The sequence below is a fragment of the Kribbella pittospori genome, from assembly GCF_004331465.1.
Lineage (GTDB): Bacteria > Actinomycetota > Actinomycetes > Propionibacteriales > Kribbellaceae > Kribbella > Kribbella pittospori.
In genome coordinates, this window is the sequence record NZ_SJKB01000001.1 from 612,934 (window position 1) to 634,952 (window position 22,019).

Consider the following 22,019-nt stretch of genomic DNA (forward strand, 5'->3'; position numbering starts at 1 on the left):
GCGTCAGCTGCTGAGAGCGGCCGACAGTGCAGCAGCGACGTTGGGGTGGTGGAACGTGAAGTTGGTGGACTGAAGGCGCGTCGGGATTGCGCGCTTGCTTCCCAGAAGCTCCCAGGCGAATTCCCCGAGGACGGCCTTCATCAGGAACCCGGGAATCGGGAAGATGGCGGGCCGGTGCAGCGCGGTCGCCAGGGCGTCGGTGAACTCCTGGTTCGTCACAGGCATCGGCAGCGTGACATTGACCGGCCCGCTGATCGAGTCGGTCTCGGCGGCGTGCCGGACCGCGCGGAGCCAGTCGGTCAGAGAAACCACCGGGAAGTACTGCGTGCCCGATCCCAGCCGGCCACCGAGACCGAGGCGGAAAGGAAGCGAGATCAATTGAAAGGCAGGAGCCTTGCGATCGAGGACCACCCCCGTACGCAGGGACGCGACGCGGCTGCCGGCCTCGCGAGCGGGTTCGAGCGCGCCTTCCCAGAGGCGGACGACGTCGGACAGGAACCCTTCGCCCAGCTCGGAGTCCTCGGTGAGGATGCGGTCACCACAGTCCATGCCATAGCCGCCAACGCCGCTCTGACTGATCAGCACCGGCCGGCGCTCAAGCTGCGCGGCCACGGCCGCCAACGTGGAGGTCGTACTGACCCGGCTCTCGCGAAGGATCCTGCGGTACGTCGGAGTCCACGGGCGGCCGATGTTCGCGCCGGCCAGGTTCACCAGGACATCCGGCTCGCCGAGTGCGGCCGGGTCCAGGTCGCCGCGCGCCGGGTCCCACCGGATCTCGTCCGGCTTGGCCGGCGTACGACGTACCAGGCGGTGGACCTGGTGGCCGTCGGCGACCAGGTCGCGGGCGAGTGCGGTGCCGAGGAAGCCGGATGCGCCGGCCAGGACGTACTTCATCCAGCGTGCTCCTTCGTCGGGTTCGGCCGTGTCCGGCTGTGTGCTGACAGCGGTGCCCAGGCCCAAACGGGCGTGAACGGAAAAGGCGCCGGTGCTCGCCTCGGGGAGACGGACACCGGCGCCATCAACCGATCAGACGTCGAACTGGGCCTCTTCGAGGCGCTGCTTGACGGCGGTCAGGTAGCGGGCCGCGTCGGCGCCGTCGACCAGTCGGTGGTCGTAGGTGAGCGCCAGGTAGACCATCTGCCGGATCGCGATCGTCTCGCCGAGTTCCGGGTGGGTGATGACGACCGGGCGCTTGACCACGGCGCCGGTGCCGAGCATGCCGACCTGCGGCTGGTTCAGGATCGGGGTGTCGAACAGCGCGCCCCGGCTGCCGGTGTTGGTGATGGTGAACGTGCCGCCCGCCATCTCGTCCGGCAGCACCTTGTTGTTGCGGGTGCGGTCGGCCAGGTCCGCGATCCGCTTCGCCAGGCCGGCGATGTTCAGGTCGCCGGCGTTGTGCACGACCGGGACCATCAGGCCCCTCTCCACGTCCACCGCGATGCCGAGGTGCTCAGCGGCGTGGTAGGTGATCTCGCCCTTCTCCTCGTCAATCGACGCGTTCAGCTTCGGGTACTGCTTCAGCGCGTCGACCGCGGCGAGGGCGAAGAACGGCAGGAAGGACAGCTTGACGCCCTCGCGGGCCTCGAACTCGGCCTTCTTCGCGTTCCGCAGCTTGGCGATCTCGGTCACGTCGACCTCGACCACGGTGGTCAGCTGGGCCGAGACCTTCAGCGAGTTGACCATGTGGGCGGCGATCGCCTTGCGGATCCGGCTCATCTTCTCGGTGGTGCCGCGCAGCGGGCTGATCGAGGGAGCCTTCGCCGCAGGAGCGGCGGCTGCCGGGGCGGCGGTGGGTGCGGCCGCAGCGGCCTTCTTCGCCTCGGCGGCGGCGATCACGTCCTGCTTGCGGATCCGGCCGCCGACGCCGGTGCCCTGGACGGCGTTGAGGTCGACCTGGTGCTCGGCCGCGAGCTTGCGGACCAGCGGGGTGACGTAGTTCGGGCCGTCGGACGACGATCCGTTCGCCGACGCGGGGACCGGGGCAGCAGGTGCCTGAGCCGGGGCGGCCTGCGGGGCCGGCGCGGCGGCCGGCGGCTGAGCGGCGGGAGCCGGAGCCTGGGCAGCTGGTGCCTGGGCAGCCGGCGCGGGTGCAGCGGCCGGGGCCTGAGCGGGCGGAGCCGCCTGCGGTGCCGGGGCCTGAGCGGGCGGAGCGGCCTGGGGTGCCGGGGCGGCCTGCGGTGCGGGCGCAGCCTGAGCCTCGGTCTGGGCCGGGGCGGAGGCGGCGGGAGCAGCGGCGGGTGCGGAGGAGGAGGCCGGGGCGGAGTCGCCGGAGCCGACGATCGCCAGCTCGGCGCCGACCTCGACGGTCTCGTCCTCGGCGACCTTGATCTCGAGCAGCTTGCCCGCGACCGGCGACGGGATCTCGGTGTCGACCTTGTCGGTGGAGACCTCGAGCAGCGGCTCGTCCACCGCCACGTCGTCACCGACCTGCTTGAGCCAGCGGGTGACCGTGCCCTCGGTGACACTCTCGCCGAGCGCCGGCAGCGTCACCGACGTACCGGAGGCGGAGCCGCCACCGGAGGACTGGGCCGGAGCGGCCTCGGCGGCCGGGGCGGCCTCAGCCGGAGCGGCTTGCGGTGCCGGGGCAGCCTGCGGTTCGGGAGCGGCCTCGGCGGCAGGAGCCGGAGCCTCGGCGGCCGGAGCAGCTTCAGCCGGAGCAGCCTCAGCCGGGGCGGACTCGGCCGGAGCCGCCTCGGCCTCGGCGGGCGCGGAGTCGGCGGGGGCGGAGCCCGAGCTCTCGCCGGCGTCGCCGATCACCGCGAGCTCGGCGCCGACCTCGACGGTCTCGTCCTCGGCGGCCTTGATCTCCAGCAGAGTGCCGGCGACGGGCGAAGGGATCTCGGTGTCGACCTTGTCGGTCGAGACCTCCAGCAGGGGCTCGTCGACGGCAACCGTGTCACCGACCTGCTTGAGCCAGCGGGTGACGGTTCCTTCGGTGACGCTCTCCCCGAGGGCCGGCAGGGATACAGAGGTCGGCATGACGGTCGTTGCTCCTTCGTCTGATCGGTCGAGTGTCAGCCTACGGGGCCGCCGGAGCGAGCGGGATCCGGGTTACAGCGGACGCGCCCGCCCCGCGGCCTCAAACCTACTCGGACAGTCCAGTGGCTGCCCGACCATCTCAATCGTGGAAATGCAGTGCCTTTCCGGCCAGCGCGAGATGGGCTTCGCCCAAGGCCTCGTTCTGGGTCGGGTGGGCGTGGACCAGCGGTGCGACGTCGGCCGGGTAGGCCTCCCAGTTGTAGATCAGCTGGGCCTCGCCGATGAGTTCGCCGACGCGGGAGCCGACCATGTGCAGGCCGACGACCGCGCCCTCCTTGGCACGGACGAGCTTCACGAAACCGGACGTCTTCAGGATCTGGCTCTTGCCGTTCCCGCCGAGCGGGTAGTTCAGCGTCTCGACCTCGCCGTACTTCGCCGTGGCCTGCTCCTCGGTCAGACCGACCGACGCGACCTCCGGCTCGGAGTACGTCACGCGCGGGATGCCGGCCTCGTCGATCGGGGTCGGGTTCAGCCCGGCGATGTGCTCGGCGACGAAGATGCCCTGCTGGAAGCCGCGGTGCGCGAGTTGCAGACCCGGCACGATGTCACCGACCGCGTAGACGCCGGGGACGCTGGTCTGCAGTGTCTGGTCGACGGTGACGAAGCCACGGTCGAGCGCGACACCGACCTCCTCATAGCCGAGACCGGCGGTGTTCGGTCCGCGGCCGACCGCGACCAGCAGCACTTCGGCCTCGATCACCTCGCCACCGGCGACGCTGACCTTGACGCCGGCATCGGTCACGGCGACGGACTCGAACGCGGTTCCGGTCTTGAAGGCGATCTTGCGCTTGCGGAACGCCCGCTCCAGGGCCTTGCTCGCGTCGGCATCCTCCGCCGGGACGAGCCGGGGCAGCGCCTCGACGATCGTGACCTTGGTACCGAACGAGGTCCAGGCGGAGGCGAACTCGACGCCGATCACGCCGCCACCCAGCACGACGGCGGATTCCGGGACCCGGTCCAGCGTCAGCGCGTGCTCGCTGGCGATCACGCGATTGCCGTCGAGCTCCAGGCCCGGCAGGGACCGCGAGTACGAGCCGGAGGCAAGGACGACGTTCTTACCCGTGTACGTCGTATCGCCGACCTGGACGGTGGTCGGGGAGGTGAGGCGGCCTTCGCCCTCGATCACGGTGATGCCGCGGGCCTTCAACTGGCCCTGCAGGCCCTTGAAGAGCCGGTCGACGACGCCGTCCTTGTACTTGTTCACCCCGCCCATGTCCACGCCCTCGAGCGTGGTGCGGACGCCGAACTGTTCACCTTCGCGAGCCGAATCGGCCACCTCGGCAGCGTGCAGGAGGGCCTTGGTCGGGATGCACCCACGGTGCAGACAGGTCCCGCCGACCTTGTCCTTCTCCACCAGGGCCACGGACAGGCCGAGCGTCGCGGCCCGCAGTCCGGCGGCGTAGCCACCGCTGCCACCACCAAGAATCACCAGGTCGTACGTCGTACCGCTGTCTGCCGTGTTCGTCACAGGTTCCTCCGTGGGCGTCTGGTCGGCGGGCCGGCCCCGGATCGCGGTTCAGGCCCGGCGACATCTTTTCACCGCGGCGGCCGGGCGCCACCGCCGGGCCGGTCGGAGGGCGTGCCGCTGGCTGCCTGGGGTTGTGGTGTTAGGGATACTTTCCCCATGAAGTGGTTCGGTCGCCGGCAGAAGCCGGGCACGATGCGCCGTTCGGAGAATCCGGATCAGGCGCACCTGCGGGAGTTCGCCCAAACCCGCCAGGGCGTCGAGGGGTTCGTCGAGCCGCGGACGGCGGTGACCGAATACACCCTGCTGCTGGTCGCCATCGACGGCGAGTGGACCCGTCGCCGGGTGCCGTCGGTCCAGTGGGCGCACAACTTCGCCAACAAGCTCGGGATCCCGTCGTACGACGCCGCGGTGGTCGGCTACCCGCCACGCATGCGCGAATACAACGCCCGGATGAAGAAGAACGGCCTGAGCTGAGCGGGCTCGCTGCCGCGGGCGTCGCTGGTGGGTGCGGGTAGCTCGCCTTCGGGGCTTTCCCGGTTGTCTTGCGCCTGACCGCGGGTGCCCACGCAAAGCCCCGAAGCCGAGCGGGTTCGGTGGAGGCCATGGTCTGGCGTGCGCGGTGGTCTGTGCGCGGTGGTCTGTGCGCGGTGGTCTGTGGGTGGGAGTTGCCTGCGGTTCGGTTCTCAGGTGGTCAGAGGATGGGGACTCGGGTGCGGATTGTGGCTACTAGTTCTGTGTCCCACTGTTCTTCTTTGCCGGGATCCGCGCTGCTCCCGCCGTCGTACTGGCTGAAGGAGCTGCGCGAGCGGCTCGTTCCCGGGACGGTTCTGCTCAGCGGGATGATCCGGATGATCCCCGGAGTGGACCAATTCGCGGATGCCTGGCGGGTGGAGATCACCGACCCGCGCGGTCTCGCCAGCCGTATCGTCTATGGCGAGGAGCTCGCACCGGCCTGGGACTGAGGCAGATGAAGGATCAGCACGAGTTCTTCGCGACCGGGAACCTCGAGTGGACGGACGCGGGCGGAGGCATCACCGAGAAGGTGCTCAGCCGCGACAACGAGAACGGCGACCTGACCCGGCTGGCCCGATGGGCCCCCGGCACCACGTCGGGCGCCGGGGTCATCAGGCACGAGTACGTCGAAGAGGTCTATCTGCTCGAGGGTTCGCTGACCGATCTCACCCTCGAGCAGACCTTCGGCCCCGGCGACTACGCCTGCCGGCCGCCGGGGATGCCGCACGGCCCGTACACGACGGCCGACGGCTGCACCATGCTCGAGATCCGCTACTCAGCTCGCTGAGGCGGCCAGTTCCACCAGCGTGCGCACGGCGTACCCGGTGCCGCCAGTGGGGGTGTAGCCGGACGGCCCGCCGTCGTTGAACGCCGGTCCGGCCACATCGAGGTGCACCCAGTCGATGCCCTCAGCAACGAAGTCGCCGAGGAACGCGGCCGCGGCCAGCGCGCCGCCCCACGGCTCGCCCGTGATGTTGGCCAGGTCCGCGACCTTGGAGTGCGACTTCAGCTTGTCCAGCATCTCGGCCGGGATCGGCAGCGGCCACATCGCCTCGCCGGCCGTGACCGCGGCGTCCACCACCCGGTCCCGAGCGGTGTCGGTGTTCGCGAACGCGCCGGCGACCTTGGTGCCCAGGGCAACAACACAGGCACCGGTCAGCGTGGCCACGTCGATGATCAGGTCGGGCTCGTCCTCGGACGCGCGGACCAGTGCGTCGCCGAGCACGAGGCGGCCTTCGGCGTCGGTGTTCAGCACCTCGACGGTCTTGCCGCCGTACATGTTCAGTACGTCGGAGGGGCGGGCCGCAGATCCGGACGGCATGTTCTCGGCCATCGCGGCGTACGCGGTCACCTGGACCGGCAGCCCGAGACGCGCGATCGCGACGGTCGCTCCGATCACCGCGGCGGCGCCGGCCATGTCGGACTTCATGCTGACCATGCCGGTGGAGGTCTTCAGCGACAGGCCGCCGGAGTCGAAGGTGATGCCCTTGCCGACGAAGGCCAAGTGCGTCACCGGCTTCTTCGGCGTGTAGCTCAGCCGGACCAGCCGCGGCGGATTCGTCGAGCCCTGGCCGACGCCGAGGATGCCGCCGTACCCGCCCTTGGCCAGAGCCTTCTCGTCCAGCACCTCGACCTTGACGCCGTACTCCTTGCCGAGCTTCAGGGCCTGCGCGGCGAACTCGACCGGGTGCAGGTCGGACGGCGGGGTGTTGACCCAGTCGCGCACCTGGTGCACCGCGTCGGCGGTCACCTCGGCCCGCTCGAGCGCGGCCTTGGCCTCCTTCGTCCGGGCCAGGTCGGTGAGCACGATGAGGTTGCCGGGGACATCGGACGGGCTCTCCGACTTGTACGCGGTGAACGAGTAGCGGCCGAGCAGTGCGCCCTCCGCGACGGCGCGGATGCACTCGGCGTCCGGCGTCGGCAACGCGAGTGCGACGGACTGGGCGGTCTTCGCGGCGCGTACGCCGGTGCCGGCCGCGGTCCGCAGGTCCTCGGTCTTCAGTTCGCCGTCGGGGGCGGCGCCGAGACCGACCGCGATCAGGCTGGGCGACTTGCCCGGCTTCGGGCCGGGCACCTTGGTGACCTCACCGGATTTGCCGGTGGCGCCGAGGTCGGACAGCACCTCCACCAGCTTCCCGCCGTACGCGGCGTTCAGCGACTCGGTGCCGGCGGGCAGGGTGACGCCGCCGCCGAGTTTGACCACGCCGATGACCACGGCGTCGGTCTTGACACCGGCCGCATCGGACTTGCTCAGGGTGATGGTGCTCACGAAATCCTCAGTCCTCCTTGACCGCGCCGGGCAGACGGCCGGCCGTGACGGTACGTGAATGCTGCCTGTGCATGCTACGCGTCAGGTAAGTTCCGCTCCATGACCGCGTCAGCCGAATTGAAGAAGTCCCCGTTGCACGAGCGCCACGTCGCGCTCGGCGCCAAGTTCGCCGAGTTCGGCGGCTGGGAGATGCCGCTGGAGTACGGCGGTGTCGTCGCCGAGCACACCGCGGTGCGCACCTGTGTCGGGGTCTTCGACGTGAGCCATCTGGGCAAGGCAACAGTGAAGGGGCCGGGGGCAGCGGCGTACGTGAACTCCTGCCTGACCAACGACCTGGGCAAGATCGCGCCGGGACAGGCGCAGTACACACTGTGCTGTAACGAGCGCGGGGGAGTGGTCGACGACCTGATCGTCTACCTGCATGCCGACGACGACGTGTTCCTGATCCCGAACGCGGCCAACACCGCGGAGGTGGTCCGGCTGCTGCAGGCGGATGCGCCGGAGGGCGTCGTGGTGACCAACACCCACGACGACTACGCGATCCTCGCGGTGCAGGGCACCAACAGCGACGACGTGGTGTCCGCCATCGGCCTGCCGATCGGCCACGACTACATGTCTTTCACGACGGCCGAGTTCGCCGGTACGCCGGTCGTGGTCTGCCGCACCGGTTACACGGGCGAACGCGGATACGAGCTCGTCGTACCGAACCAAGCCGCGGTTGCGGTGTTCGATGCGCTGCTGGAGGCCGGAGCGCCGTACGGGATCGTGCCGGCCGGACTGGGTGCGCGGGACACGCTGCGGACCGAGATGGGGTACCCGCTGCATGGCCAGGACATCACTCCGGACATCACCCCGGTGCAGGCACGGTCCGGCTGGGCCGTGGGGTGGAAGAAGGAGCACTTCTGGGGCGACGAGGCGCTGCGCGCGGAGAAGGAGCGTGGACCGGCCCGGATCCTGCGCGGCCTGCGCGCCGCCGGACGGGGGATTCCGCGGCCGCACATGACCGTGCTGGACCAGTCCGGCACCACCCTCGGCGAGGTGACGTCCGGAACGTTCTCACCGACGCTGAAGAAGGGCATCGCGCTGGCGCTGCTCGACGCGACGGTGAAGGAAGGCGACCAGGTGGTCGTCGACATCCGTGGCCGGCAGGAGACCTTTGATGTGGTCAAGCCACCCTTCGTCACCGTCCACGTACGGGAGAGCTGAAGGTCCCGGGCCAAGATGTGACTACGGTGAGCAACTAGACACAGAATGTGTTCCGTCGTCACGGTCTGTCATAAGTTGGCACAAATTGGCCACTGTCGGTGCTGTGCCGACGCGTTTTGCGAATGAATGAGCACACAGGGTGACGTCGCGGGGCAAATATTCCGTTCCGGTACCCGTTCCGGTAACGATTTGTGCACTGGTGCCGGGCACCGCTGGTTTGGTGTCACAGTGTCAGGCAGGCTTGCGCCCGGTTGTGGGGGATCGGCGCTGTCAAGGGGATTTGACGGAGTCGCCCACAGAGCAAAGGCTCGGCACGGTATCCACCCGATATGTGCCGGATCATCAGACCGAATCCGGTTGACAGAGCTGACGGAGCGCGAATGAGTATTGGGTCACCAGACTCGACCGTAGGTGTCGAGGACCACCCGGCGTCGGCGGAACCGGTACGGACCGCAGCGACGCCGCATGGCAAGTCGCCGAGCCGGATCGCGTTCGACCGTCTGCGCAAGGACAAGGTCGCGGTGACCTGCGCCTGCGTGGTGCTGTTCTTCATCCTGGTCGCGGTGTTCGCGCCGGTGCTGGCCCACATCGAGGGGCAGAACTACAGCACCTTCCACACCGACCTGGTCGACGAGTACGGCTTCCCGACCATCGCTTCGACCGCCGAGCACTGGTTCGGTATCGAGCCGAAGACCGGCCGCGACAACTTCGCCCGCTGGGTGTACGGCGCCCGTCCGTCGCTGATCATCGCCTTCCTGGCCACCCTGTTCGGCACCGTCGTCGGTGTCGTGATGGGTCTGCTGGCCGGCTTCCTCGGCGGCTGGGTGGACCGCACCATCTCCTGGCTGATCGACTTCGTCCTGAGCCTGCCGTACCTGCTGTTCGCGATCGCGCTGGTGCCGATCGTCGAGTCGATGCGGGGCGGTTCGTTCAACCTGGCGCCGCAGGAGCAGGCGCAGATCAGGTTCTACGTACTGATCTTCGTCCTGTCGTTCTTCGGCTGGGCAGGCCTGGCCCGGATCATCCGTGGTGAGGTCCTGTCCCTTCGCGAGCGTGAGTTCGTGCTCGCCGCCAAGGCGATCGGGGTCCCGACCCGGCAGGTCCTGTTCAAGGAACTGCTCCCCAACCTGGTCGCACCGATCGTCATCTCGGCCTCGCTGTCACTGCCCGCATATGTGACCGCGGAAGCCGGACTCTCGTTCCTCGGCGTCGGACTGGTCGAGCCGATCCCCTCGTGGGGTCAGACCATCGCCGTGGCCACAAACTGGTTCAAGGCCGACCCGATCTACCTCTGGTTGCCAGTGGTCGGAATCACCGCTCTGGTGCTTTCCCTGGCCCTGCTCGGAGATGCGATCCGGGACGCCTTCGACCCCAAGACTCGCCGGTAGTTCGGCGATTGCCCCAGCGGCAGAAAAGGAGAAACCCGACCATGCAGTGGAAACGGATCACCGCAGTCGCGGCGACGGTCATGTTGGCCGCCGTGGCCTGTGGCAGCCCGTCCTCGAACAGCGGAAACAACAGTGGTGGGCAGGGCAACCTGGGTGGCGCCCAGGAGAAGGCGACTGACGCCACTGCGAAGGGCCCGGCCGCGGAAGTCGACGGAGCGAAGAAGGGGGGCACCCTCACGGTGCTGTCCGACGTCACGCCGGACACCTTCGACCCGACGAACATCTACTACACCGACGGTAACCAGATCAGCAAGCTGATGTTCCGCACGCTGACCCAGTACCGGCTCGACGGGGACAGCCACAAGCCGGTCCTCGTCCCGGACCTCGCCGAGGACCTGGGTACGAAGTCGGCCGACGGTCTGACCTGGACCTTCAAGCTGAAGAAGGGCATCAAGTACCAGGACGGCACGGAGGTGAAGGCCGCCGACTACGCGTACGCGATCAAGCGCTCCTTCGCTCACGACCTGTACGACGCCGGACCGACGTACCAGATTCAGTTCTTCAAGGACGGCGAGACCTACAAGGGCCCGTACGGCGCCGGTGGCGCCAACTACGCGGGTGTCGAGACGCCGGATGACAGCACGCTGGTCATCCACCTGGCGAAGAAGTTCGACGACCTGCCGTTCTACGCGGCGTTCCCGATGTTCACGCCGATCCCGCAGGCGAAGGACACGCAGAAGAACTACGAGCAGCGCCCGATGTCGACCGGCCCGTACAAGGTCGACTCGTACGTTCCGGGTACTGAGCTCAAGCTGTCGAAGAACCCGAGCTGGGACCCGAACACGGACCCGGTGCGGCACCAGTACGTCGACGCCTGGGACTTCAAGTTCGCCCAGGACACCATCAAGGCTCAGCGTCAGGTCCTGGCCAGTTCCGGCCCGGACGCCAACGCGCTGAACTACTCGAACCTGGACGTCTCGCTGCTTCCTGAGGTCAAGGACCAGTCGCAGCTCGTCAAGGGTGAGTCGCCGTGCACCATCACCTACCCGATGGACACGCGGAAGATTCCGCTCGAGGTCCGCAAGCTGATCGCGAAGGCGTACCCGTACGACTCGTGGCGCAAGGTCGCGGGTCTGACCCCGGCCGACGCCATCCCGGCGTCGACGATCCTGCCGCCGGCCGTCCCGGGCTTCGAGAAGTACGAACTGCCGGGCATGAACGGCACCGGTAAGGGCGCCGAGGACGACGCGGTGGCCGCCGAGGTCAAGTCCGAGCTGGGCAAGCTGGGCAAGGCGAACTTCGAGCTCAGCTGGTACTTCTCGATCGACGACCCGATCTCGACCCAGGTCAGCCAGCTGCGTCAGCAGGTCTTCGAGAAGGCCGGCTTCAAAGTGAAGCCGATCGGTGTCCCGAAGGCGAAGCTCCGCACGTACGTCGGCAACCAGGACGCACCGGTCAACATCGGCAAGACGCCGACCGGTTGGTGCTCCGACTGGCCGTCCGGTTCCAGCTGGTTCCCGGTCCTGTTCCGCTCCGACGCGATTGCCCTGGGCAACAGCATCGGCCAGCTGCAGGACAAGGCGCTGGACGCCAAGATCGACGCAGTGTCGGCGAAGTCTCCGGACGAGCAGCTGTCGGAGTGGAAGAACATCGACAAGGACATCCTGGAGAACTACCTCCCGGCCCTGCCGCTGTACTACTCCGGTACGAACTCGCCGATCGGCAAGAACATCGGGCACGCCATCAACGACCCGACACAGGGTCTGCCCGAGTTCACCTCGATCTACCTGAAGCAGCCCTGATCGAGGCCCGTTCTGAAGCAGTAGTCAGTCAGTGAACGGTGGAGTGGTGCCCGGATCAATGTCCGGGCACCACTCCGATCGGTGAGGAGACAATCCCGTGCTCTACTTCGTGGCGCGCCGTTTGGTCAGCGCGCTCAGTGTCGTGTTGGTCACGCTGATCGCGACCTTCGCGCTGTTCTTCATCGCGCCCACGGACCCAGCCGGCGCGATCTGCGGCGAGCGCAACTGCACCCAGCAGCGCTACAACGAGATCAAGTCGAACCTTCACCTGGACAGGCCGAAGGTTCAGCAGTTCGCGGAGTACACCGCGGGCATCTTCACCGGCCGTGACTTCACCACCTCCGGCGTGACCCAGCACTGCGCCGCGCCGTGCCTGGGCTTCTCGTTCAAGAACGACCGCCCGGTCACCGAGATGCTCAAGTCCCGGTTCCCGGTGACGTTGTCGCTGGTCGCCGGCTACGCCGTACTGGTACTCACCATCGGCGTCTTCGTCGGATCGCAGGCGGCGAAGAGACGCGGGACCCTGGGCGACCGTGCGCTGATGACCAGCACGCTGGTGGTCAGTTCGGTGCCCTACTACATCGTGGCGCTGATGATCGCGCTGTACCTGACAATCTTGTATCCGATCCTTCCACGGGGGTCCTGGACACCACCGTCGGAGAACATCGGGAAGTGGTTCGCCGGCCTGCTCACCCCCTGGCTGGTGCTCGGCATCTACAGTTGCACGTCCTACGCCCGGTACTCCCGTGGATCCATGGTCGAGACGCTGAGCGAGGACTACATCCGCACCGCACGGGCCAAGGGCCTGTCCGACCGGGTGGTCACCTACAAGCACGCACTGCGGTCCGGCCTGATCCCGGTGATCACGATCTTCGGCCTCGATGTCGCGGGCAGCCTCGCCGGCGCGATCTTCACCGAACGGATCTTCGATCTACCCGGCCTCGGTGTCCTGGTGCTGGACAGCTTGAACAGTTACGACCTGCCGGTGATCATGGGCACCGTCCTGGTGGCGTCGGTCATCCTTGTCGCGATGAACTTCCTGGTGGACATTGGTTACAGCCTGATCGACCCGCGAGTGAGGCTTACGTGAGCACACCCGCCCCTGAAGACCGGAAGGACACCATGGTCGAGAGCGCAGCTGGCGAGTCGGAGGCGGCGGCGGCCGAGAAGCGTGGTCCGTCGGTCGCTACCCGTGAGCGCCGGCAGGCTTCGATCAACCCCAGCGGCGAGACGCCGTACCTGGTGGTCGAGGACCTCGCGGTCAAGTTCCCGACCGCGGATGGTGTGGTCAGCGCCGTGAACGGGCTGAGCTATTCGGTCCCGCTCGGCCGCACGCTGGCCATCGTCGGCGAGTCCGGCTCCGGCAAGTCCGTGTCGAGCATGGCCGTGATGGGCCTGCACGACCGCAAGCGCACCCGGATCACCGGATCGATCCGGCTCGGCGGCGACGAGATCGTCGGCCTGCCGGAGAGCGAGCTGATGAAGATCCGCGGCGATGCGGTGGCGATGGTGTTCCAGGACCCGCAGTCCTCGCTGCACCCGCTCTACACGGTCGGCAACCAGATCACCGAGGCCTACCGGGTGCACCACAAGGTGTCCAAGGACACGGCCAAGAAGCGTGCCCTGGAGATGCTCGACCTGGTCGGTATCCCGAACCCGCAGCGCCGCTTCTCGCAGTACCCGCATGAGTTCTCCGGCGGTATGCGGCAGCGCGCGATGATCGCGATGGGTCTGGTCAACGACCCGAAGCTGGTCATCGCCGACGAGCCGACGACCGCGCTGGACGTCACCGTGCAGGCGCAGATCCTGGACCTGCTGAACAACCTGCAGAAGGAGTTCGGCTCCGCGATCGTGCTGATCACCCACGACCTGGGTGTGGTGGCCGAGATGGCCGACGACGTCTTGGTGATGTACGCCGGGCGCTGTGTCGAGTACGGCACCGCCGAGGACGTGCTGGCCAACCCGCGGATGCCCTACACCTGGGGTCTGCTCGAGTCGATCCCGACGGTGTCGGCGGCCAACGAGCGGCTGCGCCCGATCAAGGGTCTGCCGCCGTCCCTGCTGAACCTGCCCGACGGATGTTCGTTCAACCCGCGCTGTCCGTACAAGGACCGCGTCAAGGGTGAGCGTTGCACCACCGACCTGCCGGAACTGCTGCCGGTGGACGGCGCCGGTGCCCACACAGCCCGTTGTCACCTGCACGACAAGGCCACGATCTACACGGCCGAAGTCGCGCCGAGACTGAGCTGACAGGGGGCTGAGGAGAGAGATGAGCGACAAGACTGTGCGCAAGGTCGACAGCGTTCCGTCCGGCAGCACGGCGAAGGACTCCGGCGCGCCGCTGCTGCAGGTCCGGGACCTCAAGATGCACTTCCCGATCAAGGAAGCGGCCGGGCTGGGCCGGACCAAGAAGGTCGTCCAGGCCGTCGACGGTGTGAGCTTCGAGCTCAAGGCCGGCGCGAGCATGGGCCTGGTCGGCGAGTCCGGCTGTGGCAAGTCGACGACCGGCCGGATGATCACCCGGCTGCTGACCCCGACCGCGGGCGAGATCCTGTTCAAGGGCACGAACATCGCGCAGCTGAAGGAGCGGGAGCTGCGCCCGTTCCGGCGGCAGCTGCAGATCGTCTTCCAGGACCCGTACAGCTCGCTGAACCCGCGCCAGACGGTCAGCAACATCATCAGTACGCCGCTGCGCGTGCACAACCTGGTGAAGAAGGGCAAGGAGCTCGACCGGGTCCAGGAACTGCTTGAGCGGGTCGGCCTGAACCCCGAGCACCACAACCGGTACCCGAACGAGTTCTCCGGCGGTCAGCGCCAGCGCATCGGCATCGCCCGGGCGCTCGCGGTGGAGCCGGAGGTGATCATCGCCGACGAGCCGGTGTCCGCGCTGGACGTGTCCATCCAGGCCCAGGTGATGAACCTGCTGGAGGACCTGCGCCGCGATCTCGGCATCGCGTTCGTGTTCATCGCCCACGACCTGGGCGTGGTCCGGCACTTCTGTGACCAGGTCGCGGTGATGTACCTGGGCAAGATCGTCGAGCAGGGCAGCCGCGAGCAGATCTACGGCGCTCCGCAGCACCCGTACACGCAGGCGCTGCTGTCCGCGGCTCCGGACCTGGGCACCATCCGTGGTGTGCCGCCGAAGGAGCGGATCCGGCTGGTCGGCGACGTACCCTCGCCGATCGACCCGCCGAGCGGCTGCCGGTTCCGGACCCGCTGCTGGAAGGCCGAGGACATCTGCGCGACGCAGGAGCCCCTGCTCGAGCCGAAGGCCCACTCCAGCGCCGGCCACGCCGCGGCGTGCCACTTCGCGGAGCCGAAGGTCGACCTGACCGCCGCCACCGCCTGAAACCCGTTGCAGACAAGGGCCCCCGCAGCTGCGGGGGCCCTTTCTTCATCCGTGCTTGAGCTCGTCCCGCTCCGGTGCGAACCGGACCGCCTCGAACGCGACCAGCACCATCAGCAGAGCAGCGAGTACGGCGAGCTGCCCGAGCGCCGGCACGTTCTGGACCAGCGGTATCGCGATCAGCACGAGAGCGGCCGTGATCAGCCGGGACACGCTCCACTGGTGCATGGTCCGGCGCTTGAACCCGACATGGCCGAGCAGGTAGAGGGCGACGCCGACGAAGAGCGCAAACAGACCGACACCCTTCAGCGGATCGTCCAGGTGATGGTGCTCGGTGTCGCCGACGTACTCCAGGACCTTCTTGAGGCCGAGGGCGAGCAGGACGATGCCGATCACCATGGGCAGGTGCAGGAACGTGTACGCGTCGCGGGCCAGTTTGGGACGGGTCTCGGGCGGCTCCTTCTCCAGCGCGCGTTCGCCGTACCGGACAGCGGCGTCGAAGTAGATCCACCAGAGCGCAGCGGACACCACCAGTCCGAGCAGGGAGGCGATCAGGATCGGCCAGGAGATCGGCAGGTCGTTGACCCCGACGCCGATCGCGACGATCGACTCGCCGAGCGCGATGATCACGATGAGGCCGTGCCGCTCGGCGAAGTGCGCCGCCGATCGGAACCGCCAGCCGCGTGCGTCGATCAGGTACGTGCCGCCGTAGTCCGCAGCCAGTGCCGCTGCCCACAGCAACGTCTGGGTTCTCCCGTGGTACTGCGAGGCGATCAGCAGGAGCGCGGTCGCGCTGAGCATCGACGGTGCGAAGCGGATGAGCGTACGGCGCAGCACCGGGTCGCCGTCGGCGATCAGCCAGAACAGGACCAGATGCAGCGCGCGGAAGGCGAAGTACGCACAGGCGATGACCACCGGGCCGGAGAGACCGCCGGGGAGGTCATGGAAGGCCTCGGGAATCGCGAGCGCGATCAGGAACATCGCGGCCATCGACAGCAGCAGGACGCCGGCCACCGAGCCCTCGTCGGCCTTGACGAGGTTGCACAGCCAGGAGAAGCCGATCCAGCTCCACCAGAGCAGCCCGACCAGGAGAATCCCGCGGAGCACACCATGCCAGCTCAGGTCGTGCGCCATCAGTGCGGTGATCTGCGTCAGCGCGAAGACGAACACCAGATCGAAGAACAGTTCCAGCGGGGTGACCGACTGGTCCGGACTGGTCGCCAACGCCCGAATAGCTCGCCTGGATGTGGCCATGGGGCACATCTTTCCACTCCGGGTGGAACGGTGGGCTCCCGCTGGTCAGGGTCAGGAGGGAGCCCACCGGGTCTCTAAGCGCGGCCGTGTGCCTGCCGGCTGCGACGGCTGAGCGAGTCGATGGTGACCGCGATCAGAAGCACCGCGGCGGTCACGATGTAGCGGACGCTGGAGTCGAGGCTGAGCAAGGCGAGACCGTTCGAGATCGACATGATCACCAATGCCCCGAGCAAAGCGGAGTACGCCGATCCGCGGCCACCGAAGAGGCTCGTGCCGCCGATGACTGCGGCCGCGATCGCGTTCAGGTTGGTGTCGGTGCCGCCGCTGCTCTGGCCCACCGCGACCAGCCGGGCCGCCGCGAGGATGCCGCCGACAGCAGCGAAGGTCGAGCACGCCGCGAACACCGACAGGTAGATCATCTTGACGTTGATACCCGCGCGCCGGGCGGCCTCGACGTTGCCGCCGACCGCGAACACCGAGCGGCCCCAACGAGTGCGCCGTACGACGAGATCGGTGCCGACCACCAGCGCGAGGAAGAACAGGAACATCGACGAGACACCGCGATCGCCGTTCAGGACGATGACCGGGACGACCAGCGCCACGGTCAGGGCGGCCGCTTTGATCGCGATGATCGAGGTGGGCGCTGCCGACAGCCCGGCCGCCGCGCGGGCGCCTCGGCCGCGCAGCCGGGTCAGCACGTAGAGCGCGACGACCACGACGATCAGTCCGTAGGCGACAGCGGGGGAGAGGAAGCTGCGCGCGGCGAATCCGACCAGCGCGGAGTCGTACGGCAGGTTGAGCGTGCCCTCCTTGCCGAGCACAAGCAGTTGGAGACCGAGGAAGCCGAGCAGACCGGCCAGGGTGATCACGAAGCTCGGTACGCCGAACCGGGTGTAGAGAGCGCCGTAGAACAACCCGATCACGAGCCCCAGGGCGATGCTGACCAGGAGCGACAGCACCCACGGCCAGCTCAGGTTCACGAAAGTGACGCCGAGGACGGCGGCGGCCAGGCCGCTGACCGAGCCGACGGACAGGTCGATCTCGCCGAGCAGCAGGACCAGCACGATGCCCAGCGCGATGACGCCGACGGAGGTGGTCTGCAGGGTGAGGTTCACCAGGTTGCGGCTGGACAGGAACGAGCTGTTCGCGATCTGGAAGACCGCCCAGATGATGATCAGGCCGACCACCACCGGGACCGAGCCGAGGTCACCCGAGCGGAGCCGGGCGGTGAACGCGGAGACGGCGCCGCTGATGCCGTGGCTGGCGATCAGCCGCTCGTCCTGCAGGTCGGCGGGCAGTTGGTCGGTGCCGTTCGTGGACGAGGTGCCGGGGCGCGGCGTGTCCTGCGGCCGGATCTCTGATCCGTGCAACGTCATGATGCCGAGCCCTCCTGCTGTGTCCGGCGCGCGGCGCGCTCGGAGACGGCGTTGTCCGTCGCGCCGGTGATGGCGGCGATGATGTCCTGCGTCCTGGTCTCGCTGACCACGAAGACGCCGTTGTTCCGGCCGAGCCGCAGTACGGCGACCCGGTCCGCGACCGCCATCACGTCGGCCATGTTGTGGCTGATCAGGATCACGGCCAGGCCGCGTTCGCGCAGCCGCTCGACCAGGTTGAGCACCTCGGCGGTCTGGGCCACGCCGAGCGCCGCGGTCGGCTCGTCCAGCATCACGACCTTCGGCTGGCCGAGCAGGCTGCGCGCGATCGCGACGGTCTGCCGCTGGCCGCCGGACAGACTGGCGACCGGGATCCGGACCGACGGGATCTTCGCGGACAGCTGCCGGAGCAGCTCCCACGACGACCGCTCCATCTCGACCTCGTCGAGCACCCGGCCCCGGCGCAGTTCGCGGCCGAGGTACAGGTTCGCGACCACGTCGAGGTTGTCGCACAGGGCCAGGTCCTGGAACACCGTGGCAATGCCGAGCTGCTGCGCCTCGGCCGGGCTGCTGACCCGCACCTCCTGCCCGTCGAACACCATCGTGCCGTCGTCGGCGGTGTAGACGCCGGCGATCGTCTTCACCAGCGTCGACTTGCCGGCGCCGTTGTCGCCGACCAGGGCCAGCACCTCACCGGTCCGGACGTCCAGCTCGATGTTCTTCAGGGCCTGGACCGCGCCGAAGCGTTTGGAGACGCCCCGCAGCGTCAGCACCGTACCGGTGCCGACGGGGACAGGTGTGGGGGTGACAGTCACTCGATCAGCCTCCTGGGCTTTGCGTTCAGGCCATGATCGCGGCGATCCGTCCGCCGGGACAGACCCGGCGTTGCCCCGCACCTCACTGCGGGGCAACGCCGAAGGGGCGGGTCAGTTGCTGGTCAGGCCGGCCGCGGTGCAGGCGGCCGCGAACGACGCGGTGCAGATGTCGGTCACCTTGTAGATGTTGTCCTTGACCACGGTGTCCTTGATGTTGGCCTTGGTCACCGCGACCGGGTCGAGGATCGTCGACGGGATGCCGCTCTTCTCGGTGGTCGACTCGGGCTTGCTGCCGTTCGCCAGCGCCAGCGCGCCCTTCGCGGCGGCCTCGGCCTGCGGCTTGACCGCCTTGTAGATCGTCATCGCCTGGTCCCCGGCGACGATCCGCTGGATCGCGGCCAGTTCGGAGTCCTGCCCGGTGACCGGCGGCAGCGGGGTGACGCCGCCACCCTTCAGGGCTGCGATCGCGCCGCCCGCCGTACCGTCGTTGGCGGCGTACACACCGACCAGGCCGTTCTTGATCGCGCTCAGCTGGCCTTCCATCCAGGCCTGCGCCTTGTCCGGGCTCCAGTCCGGGGTGTCGAACTCGGCGGCGATCTTGAAGCCGCTGCTGTCCAGCACGCTGTGCGCGCCCTTCTTGAAGTCGGCCGCGTTCGGGTCGGTCGGGGCGCCGTTGATCATCGCCAGGTTGCCGGAGGTCTTGCCGGCCGCCTTGAGGGTGTCGACCAGGGTCTGTGCCTGGAGCTTGCCGACGGCCTCGTTCTCGAACGACACGTAGTAGTCGGCGTTCTCGATGAACCGGTCGTACGCGACCACGGGGACGCTCTGGCTCTTCGCGGAGGCGACGACCGCGGCGGCGGCCTTGCCGTCGACCGGGTCGAGCACGAGCACGTTCGCGCCCTGGGTCAGCGCCGCCTCGGCCTGCTGTTGCTGCTTGGCCGCGTCCTGGTCGGCGTTGCTGTAGATCAGTTCGCAGTCGGCGCAGGCGGCCTTGAGTGCCTCGGTGAACAGCGGCCGGTCGAGCGCCTCGTAGCGGGTCGTCTTCGATTCCGGCAGCAGCAGCGCGATCTTCTTGGCGCCGCCGCCCGAACCGGAGTCACCGTCGTCGGAGCCACAGGCGACGAGGGAGACGGCGAGGGCCGAGACGGCGAGGCCGAGGCCGACGAGACGGGATGCTGACACGGACATATGGCGGCTCCTTGACGTGAAGGCCCGGGTAGGCCTGACGGAAGTCAAGCTCCCGGCGGCCTTGACGTCAAGACTTGAATTCAAGAAATAGACATATTCGTGTCACGTGACCGTTCGCAGGGCAGGCGGAAGCGCCTCGACGTACGCCGAGGTGGTGTCAGAAGATGCTTGAGCAACTTGGTGTCAGGAGATGCTGAGCGACTTGGTGGCGTGAGCGTGGCTGAGCACCGAGGCCAGGTGGATTGCACCGATGATGTCGGCCTCGTCGCCGAGCTCGGCGCGGCGCAGATCCACGGTCGCGGCGGCGCTGGGAATCGCGCAGCGGTCGAGGGCTTCGCGGAGCGGGTGCAGGATCAGGTCGCCCGCCTCCGCCATCAGGCCGCCGACCACGATCACCTCGGGGTTGAACAGGTTCACGAAGCCGGCCACTGCGACACCGACCCGGCGGCCGGCATCCTCGATCACCCGGCGGCAGCCGAGGTCGTCCTGCAGGGCTCGGCTGATGATGTCCTTCAGCCGGAGTGGGCCGTGCGATGCGGCCAGGCTGCTGATCAACGCGCGGGATCCGACGAACGTGTCCAGGCAGCCCCGGTTGCCGCAGCGGCAGATCGGGCCGTTCTCGTCGATGGTGACGTGGCCGATCTCGCCCGCCGTACCGGCCGAGCCGCGGAACACCTCGCCGCCGAGCACGATGCCGGCGCCGACACCGTAGGAAAACTTGAGGTAACAGCCGTGCCGTACGCCGCGGAGTGCGCCGTTGCGCAACTCGCCGAGGGCGGCCAGGTTGGCGGTGTTGTCGAGCGCGACCGGGGCGCGGAGGTGGCCGGCCATGGCCTCCGCGACGTTCACGCCGCGCCAGCCTGGCAGGACCGCGTCGGAGCCCGCCTCGCCGCTGACCGAGTCGACCGGCGCGGGCAGGCCGAAGCCGATGGCGCTGATGTCCTCGACGCCTGAGCTGACCGTCTCGGCGAGGTCGGCGAGCAGCCGGGCCGCGCGCTCCATCCCGTCGTCGGCGACGTGGTCGGCCTGCAGGGGCATCAGCTGCTGGGCGAGGACCTCGCGGGACTCGTTCGCGATCGCCACCCGGACGTCGCGCTCGCCGAAAGCGACCCCGGCGAGCAGGCCGCCGCCGGACGCGAGCGAGACGAGGACCGCGCGGCGGCCGTTGCGGATGCTGCGGGACAGGCCGACCATGCCGGCCTGGTCCAGTTCGCGGACCATGTTCGACACGGTGGCGGCCGACAGTCCGGAGGCGGTGGCGATCTCGACCTGGGTCAGGGGGCCGTGTTGCCGGACGACTCCCAGAACGCGTTCGCGGTTGGCTTCGCGCAGCGAAGCCTGCGACCCAGGTGCGGGGCGGGTTGCGTTCATTACATAAACATAACGGATCGCAAGGTGTACCCGGCCCTGTACCGGCCGTAAACCGCCAACATCACATCTGTCCTCGCCGTCACTACCCCACGTTCGCCGTCCACCGGCGACATTAATGCACCCCGGCCCCGCGGTGGTGGAGGCGGGCTCAGGCGGTCAGCGCGAGGGTCAAAAAGGCGATCGGGAGGGCGAGTTCGATGGCCGCCCCGAGGACGTCGCCGGTGGTGCCGCCCAGGGTCGTGTGGGCGTGGCGGGTGGTGGCTCCGGCCGTAGCCACGGCCAGGAGGACTGCGGCGGCGGTGCCCGCGAGCTGGAGGAGGTCGGGGGACGTGGTGAGCCAGGTGAGGGCGAGGGCGGCGGCCAGTACGACGACCGTGGTCGCGGCTGCTGTGAGGGGGCGGACGGTGGCGGCGACTACCGCGCCGAGGCCGTCTGGGCGGGCTGCGGGGATTGTGGTGCGGCAGGACCACGGGAGCGTCAGGCGACTGGCTGTGGTGGCGATGAGGGCCGCTTGCCAGCCGAAGCCGGCCTGGATGCAGGTGGTGAGCGCGGCGACGTCGACGAGGAGTACGCCGATGATGCTGACGACACCGAACGGCCCGATGTCGCTCTGCTTCATGATCCGGAGCATGGTCTCGCGGTCCCGCCGACTGCCGAGCGCATCCGCAAAATCCGCCATGCCGTCCAGATGCAGTGCGCCGGACAACCCCGCGACCACAAGCACGGCCAGCACCGCGCTCAACAGATCCGCATCCGGCCGCACCAGTTGAACCAGCCCCACCACACCAGCAGCAACCGAGCCAATCACCAACCCCACGACAGGTGCCAGCACCATCGCCCGCCCACCCACCGGACGATCGACGGTCGACGGCACCCGAGCAGGCAGCACCGACAACGTCCCCAAACTCAACCAAGCCCCATCCACCCACCCACCGACGCCCCCGCCGGGCGAGCCGCCTCCGGGCGGGTTGCTTGGGTTGTCGGGTT

The 22,019-nt window shown here is 68.5% G+C and carries 19 protein-coding genes; 9 read left to right on the forward strand and 10 right to left on the reverse strand.

Annotation, left to right across the window (positions count from 1 at the left end; translation table 11 throughout):
* Positions 1-3 precede the first annotated feature (3 nt).
* The 3 genes from E0H73_RS02840 to lpdA form a co-directional block, all read right to left on the reverse strand.
* The gene (locus E0H73_RS02840) at positions 4-894 is read right to left on the reverse strand and encodes a TIGR01777 family oxidoreductase (protein ID WP_131350729.1); all 891 of its coding nucleotides are present in this window, start codon (positions 892-894) and stop codon (positions 4-6) included.
* 132 nt (positions 895-1,026) lie between these two features.
* Positions 1,027-2,979 (reverse strand): 2-oxoglutarate dehydrogenase, E2 component, dihydrolipoamide succinyltransferase, encoded by a 1,953-nt coding sequence (gene sucB, locus E0H73_RS02845; RefSeq protein ID WP_131350731.1) that lies wholly within the window; start codon positions 2,977-2,979, stop codon positions 1,027-1,029.
* A 139-nt stretch (positions 2,980-3,118) separates the two neighbouring features.
* Positions 3,119-4,507, reverse strand: a complete 1,389-nt coding sequence (lpdA, locus tag E0H73_RS02850; RefSeq protein ID WP_131350734.1) for a dihydrolipoyl dehydrogenase — start codon at positions 4,505-4,507, stop codon at positions 3,119-3,121.
* Positions 4,508-4,663: 156 nt separating this feature from the next.
* Here lpdA and E0H73_RS02855 point away from each other — a divergent pair, with 156 nt between their 5' ends.
* From E0H73_RS02855 to E0H73_RS02865, 3 genes are all read left to right on the forward strand, one after another.
* Positions 4,664-4,981, forward strand: a complete 318-nt coding sequence (locus tag E0H73_RS02855; protein ID WP_131350737.1) for a hypothetical protein — start codon at positions 4,664-4,666, stop codon at positions 4,979-4,981.
* A 278-nt stretch (positions 4,982-5,259) separates the two neighbouring features.
* Positions 5,260-5,469, forward strand: coding sequence for a DUF2848 family protein (locus E0H73_RS47010; RefSeq protein WP_238163770.1), 210 nt, complete (start codon positions 5,260-5,262; stop codon positions 5,467-5,469).
* A 5-nt stretch (positions 5,470-5,474) separates the two neighbouring features.
* Complete coding sequence (locus E0H73_RS02865) at positions 5,475-5,807, forward strand: cupin domain-containing protein (protein WP_131350744.1); 333 nt, start codon at positions 5,475-5,477, stop codon at positions 5,805-5,807.
* Here the strand turns inward: E0H73_RS02865 and E0H73_RS02870 are convergent.
* Positions 5,796-7,289 (reverse strand): leucyl aminopeptidase, encoded by a 1,494-nt coding sequence (locus E0H73_RS02870; protein ID WP_131350747.1) that lies wholly within the window; start codon positions 7,287-7,289, stop codon positions 5,796-5,798. The two genes, E0H73_RS02865 and E0H73_RS02870, sit on opposite strands and share 12 nt — an antisense overlap.
* 99 nt (positions 7,290-7,388) lie before the next feature.
* On the opposite strand from E0H73_RS02870, the gene gcvT reads away from it, so the two are divergent.
* The 6 genes from gcvT (at position 7,389) to E0H73_RS02900 (ending at position 15,034) form a co-directional block, all read left to right on the forward strand.
* Entirely contained in the window at positions 7,389-8,495 is a 1,107-nt protein-coding gene (gene gcvT, locus E0H73_RS02875; protein WP_131350750.1) for a glycine cleavage system aminomethyltransferase GcvT, read from the forward strand.
* A 380-nt stretch (positions 8,496-8,875) separates the two neighbouring features.
* A complete protein-coding gene (locus tag E0H73_RS02880) occupies positions 8,876-9,883 on the forward strand; it encodes an ABC transporter permease (protein ID WP_131350753.1) in 1,008 nt (335 codons plus the stop codon).
* A 41-nt stretch (positions 9,884-9,924) separates the two neighbouring features.
* Positions 9,925-11,685, forward strand: a complete 1,761-nt coding sequence (locus E0H73_RS02885) for an ABC transporter substrate-binding protein (RefSeq protein ID WP_131350756.1) — start codon at positions 9,925-9,927, stop codon at positions 11,683-11,685.
* A 97-nt stretch (positions 11,686-11,782) separates the two neighbouring features.
* Positions 11,783-12,775 carry an ABC transporter permease gene (locus E0H73_RS02890; RefSeq protein WP_131350759.1) on the forward strand — a complete coding sequence of 331 codons (993 nt, stop codon included), beginning with the start codon at positions 11,783-11,785 and terminating at the stop codon, positions 12,773-12,775.
* Positions 12,772-13,935 carry an ABC transporter ATP-binding protein gene (locus tag E0H73_RS02895; protein ID WP_420323414.1) on the forward strand — a complete coding sequence of 388 codons (1,164 nt, stop codon included), beginning with the start codon at positions 12,772-12,774 and terminating at the stop codon, positions 13,933-13,935. Before E0H73_RS02890 ends, E0H73_RS02895 begins: the two co-directional genes overlap by 4 nt.
* A 19-nt stretch (positions 13,936-13,954) precedes the next feature.
* Complete coding sequence (locus tag E0H73_RS02900) at positions 13,955-15,034, forward strand: ABC transporter ATP-binding protein (protein ID WP_131350762.1); 1,080 nt, start codon at positions 13,955-13,957, stop codon at positions 15,032-15,034.
* Between the two features lie 45 nt (positions 15,035-15,079).
* On the opposite strand, the gene E0H73_RS02905 is transcribed toward E0H73_RS02900, so the two are convergent.
* From E0H73_RS02905 to E0H73_RS02930, 6 genes are all read right to left on the reverse strand, one after another.
* Positions 15,080-16,285 carry a low temperature requirement protein A gene (locus E0H73_RS02905; RefSeq protein ID WP_131350765.1) on the reverse strand — a complete coding sequence of 402 codons (1,206 nt, stop codon included), beginning with the start codon at positions 16,283-16,285 and terminating at the stop codon, positions 15,080-15,082.
* 74 nt (positions 16,286-16,359) lie between these two features.
* Positions 16,360-17,661: a sugar ABC transporter permease gene (locus tag E0H73_RS02910; protein WP_131350768.1), complete on the reverse strand. Its 1,302-nt coding sequence runs from the start codon at positions 17,659-17,661 to the stop codon at positions 16,360-16,362.
* Entirely contained in the window at positions 17,658-18,473 is an 816-nt protein-coding gene (locus E0H73_RS02915) for an ATP-binding cassette domain-containing protein (protein WP_202867174.1), read from the reverse strand. The genes E0H73_RS02910 and E0H73_RS02915 overlap by 4 nt, the downstream gene beginning before the upstream one ends.
* Before the next feature lie 111 nt (positions 18,474-18,584).
* On the reverse strand, positions 18,585-19,661 hold the full coding sequence (locus E0H73_RS02920; protein WP_131350771.1) for a substrate-binding domain-containing protein: 1,077 nt from the start codon (positions 19,659-19,661) through the stop codon (positions 18,585-18,587).
* A gap of 183 nt (positions 19,662-19,844) precedes the next feature.
* Positions 19,845-21,032 carry an ROK family transcriptional regulator gene (locus tag E0H73_RS02925; protein WP_131350774.1) on the reverse strand — a complete coding sequence of 396 codons (1,188 nt, stop codon included), beginning with the start codon at positions 21,030-21,032 and terminating at the stop codon, positions 19,845-19,847.
* A gap of 148 nt (positions 21,033-21,180) precedes the next feature.
* Positions 21,181-21,942 carry an adenosylcobinamide-GDP ribazoletransferase gene (locus E0H73_RS02930; RefSeq protein WP_238163771.1) on the reverse strand — a complete coding sequence of 254 codons (762 nt, stop codon included), beginning with the start codon at positions 21,940-21,942 and terminating at the stop codon, positions 21,181-21,183.
* Positions 21,943-22,019 lie beyond the last annotated feature (77 nt).

What these genes read in the sequence shown, in the direction of transcription:
- E0H73_RS02840 (WP_131350729.1), bottom strand. Translation starts at nt 894, where the DNA reads ATGAAGTACGTCCTGGCCGGCGCATCCGGCTTCCTCGGCACCGCACTC.
- sucB (WP_131350731.1), bottom strand. Translation starts at nt 2,979, where the DNA reads ATGCCGACCTCTGTATCCCTGCCGGCCCTCGGGGAGAGCGTCACCGAA.
- E0H73_RS02855 (WP_131350737.1), top strand. Translation starts at nt 4,664, where the DNA reads ATGAAGTGGTTCGGTCGCCGGCAGAAGCCGGGCACGATGCGCCGTTCG.
- E0H73_RS02865 (WP_131350744.1), top strand. Translation starts at nt 5,475, where the DNA reads ATGAAGGATCAGCACGAGTTCTTCGCGACCGGGAACCTCGAGTGGACG.
- gcvT (WP_131350750.1), top strand. Translation starts at nt 7,389, where the DNA reads ATGACCGCGTCAGCCGAATTGAAGAAGTCCCCGTTGCACGAGCGCCAC.
- E0H73_RS02880 (WP_131350753.1), top strand. Translation starts at nt 8,876, where the DNA reads ATGAGTATTGGGTCACCAGACTCGACCGTAGGTGTCGAGGACCACCCG.
- E0H73_RS02885 (WP_131350756.1), top strand. Translation starts at nt 9,925, where the DNA reads ATGCAGTGGAAACGGATCACCGCAGTCGCGGCGACGGTCATGTTGGCC.
- E0H73_RS02900 (WP_131350762.1), top strand. Translation starts at nt 13,955, where the DNA reads ATGAGCGACAAGACTGTGCGCAAGGTCGACAGCGTTCCGTCCGGCAGC.
- E0H73_RS02905 (WP_131350765.1), bottom strand. Translation starts at nt 16,285, where the DNA reads ATGGCCACATCCAGGCGAGCTATTCGGGCGTTGGCGACCAGTCCGGAC.
- E0H73_RS02910 (WP_131350768.1), bottom strand. Translation starts at nt 17,661, where the DNA reads ATGACGTTGCACGGATCAGAGATCCGGCCGCAGGACACGCCGCGCCCC.
- E0H73_RS02920 (WP_131350771.1), bottom strand. Translation starts at nt 19,661, where the DNA reads ATGTCCGTGTCAGCATCCCGTCTCGTCGGCCTCGGCCTCGCCGTCTCG.
- E0H73_RS02925 (WP_131350774.1), bottom strand. Translation starts at nt 21,032, where the DNA reads ATGAACGCAACCCGCCCCGCACCTGGGTCGCAGGCTTCGCTGCGCGAA.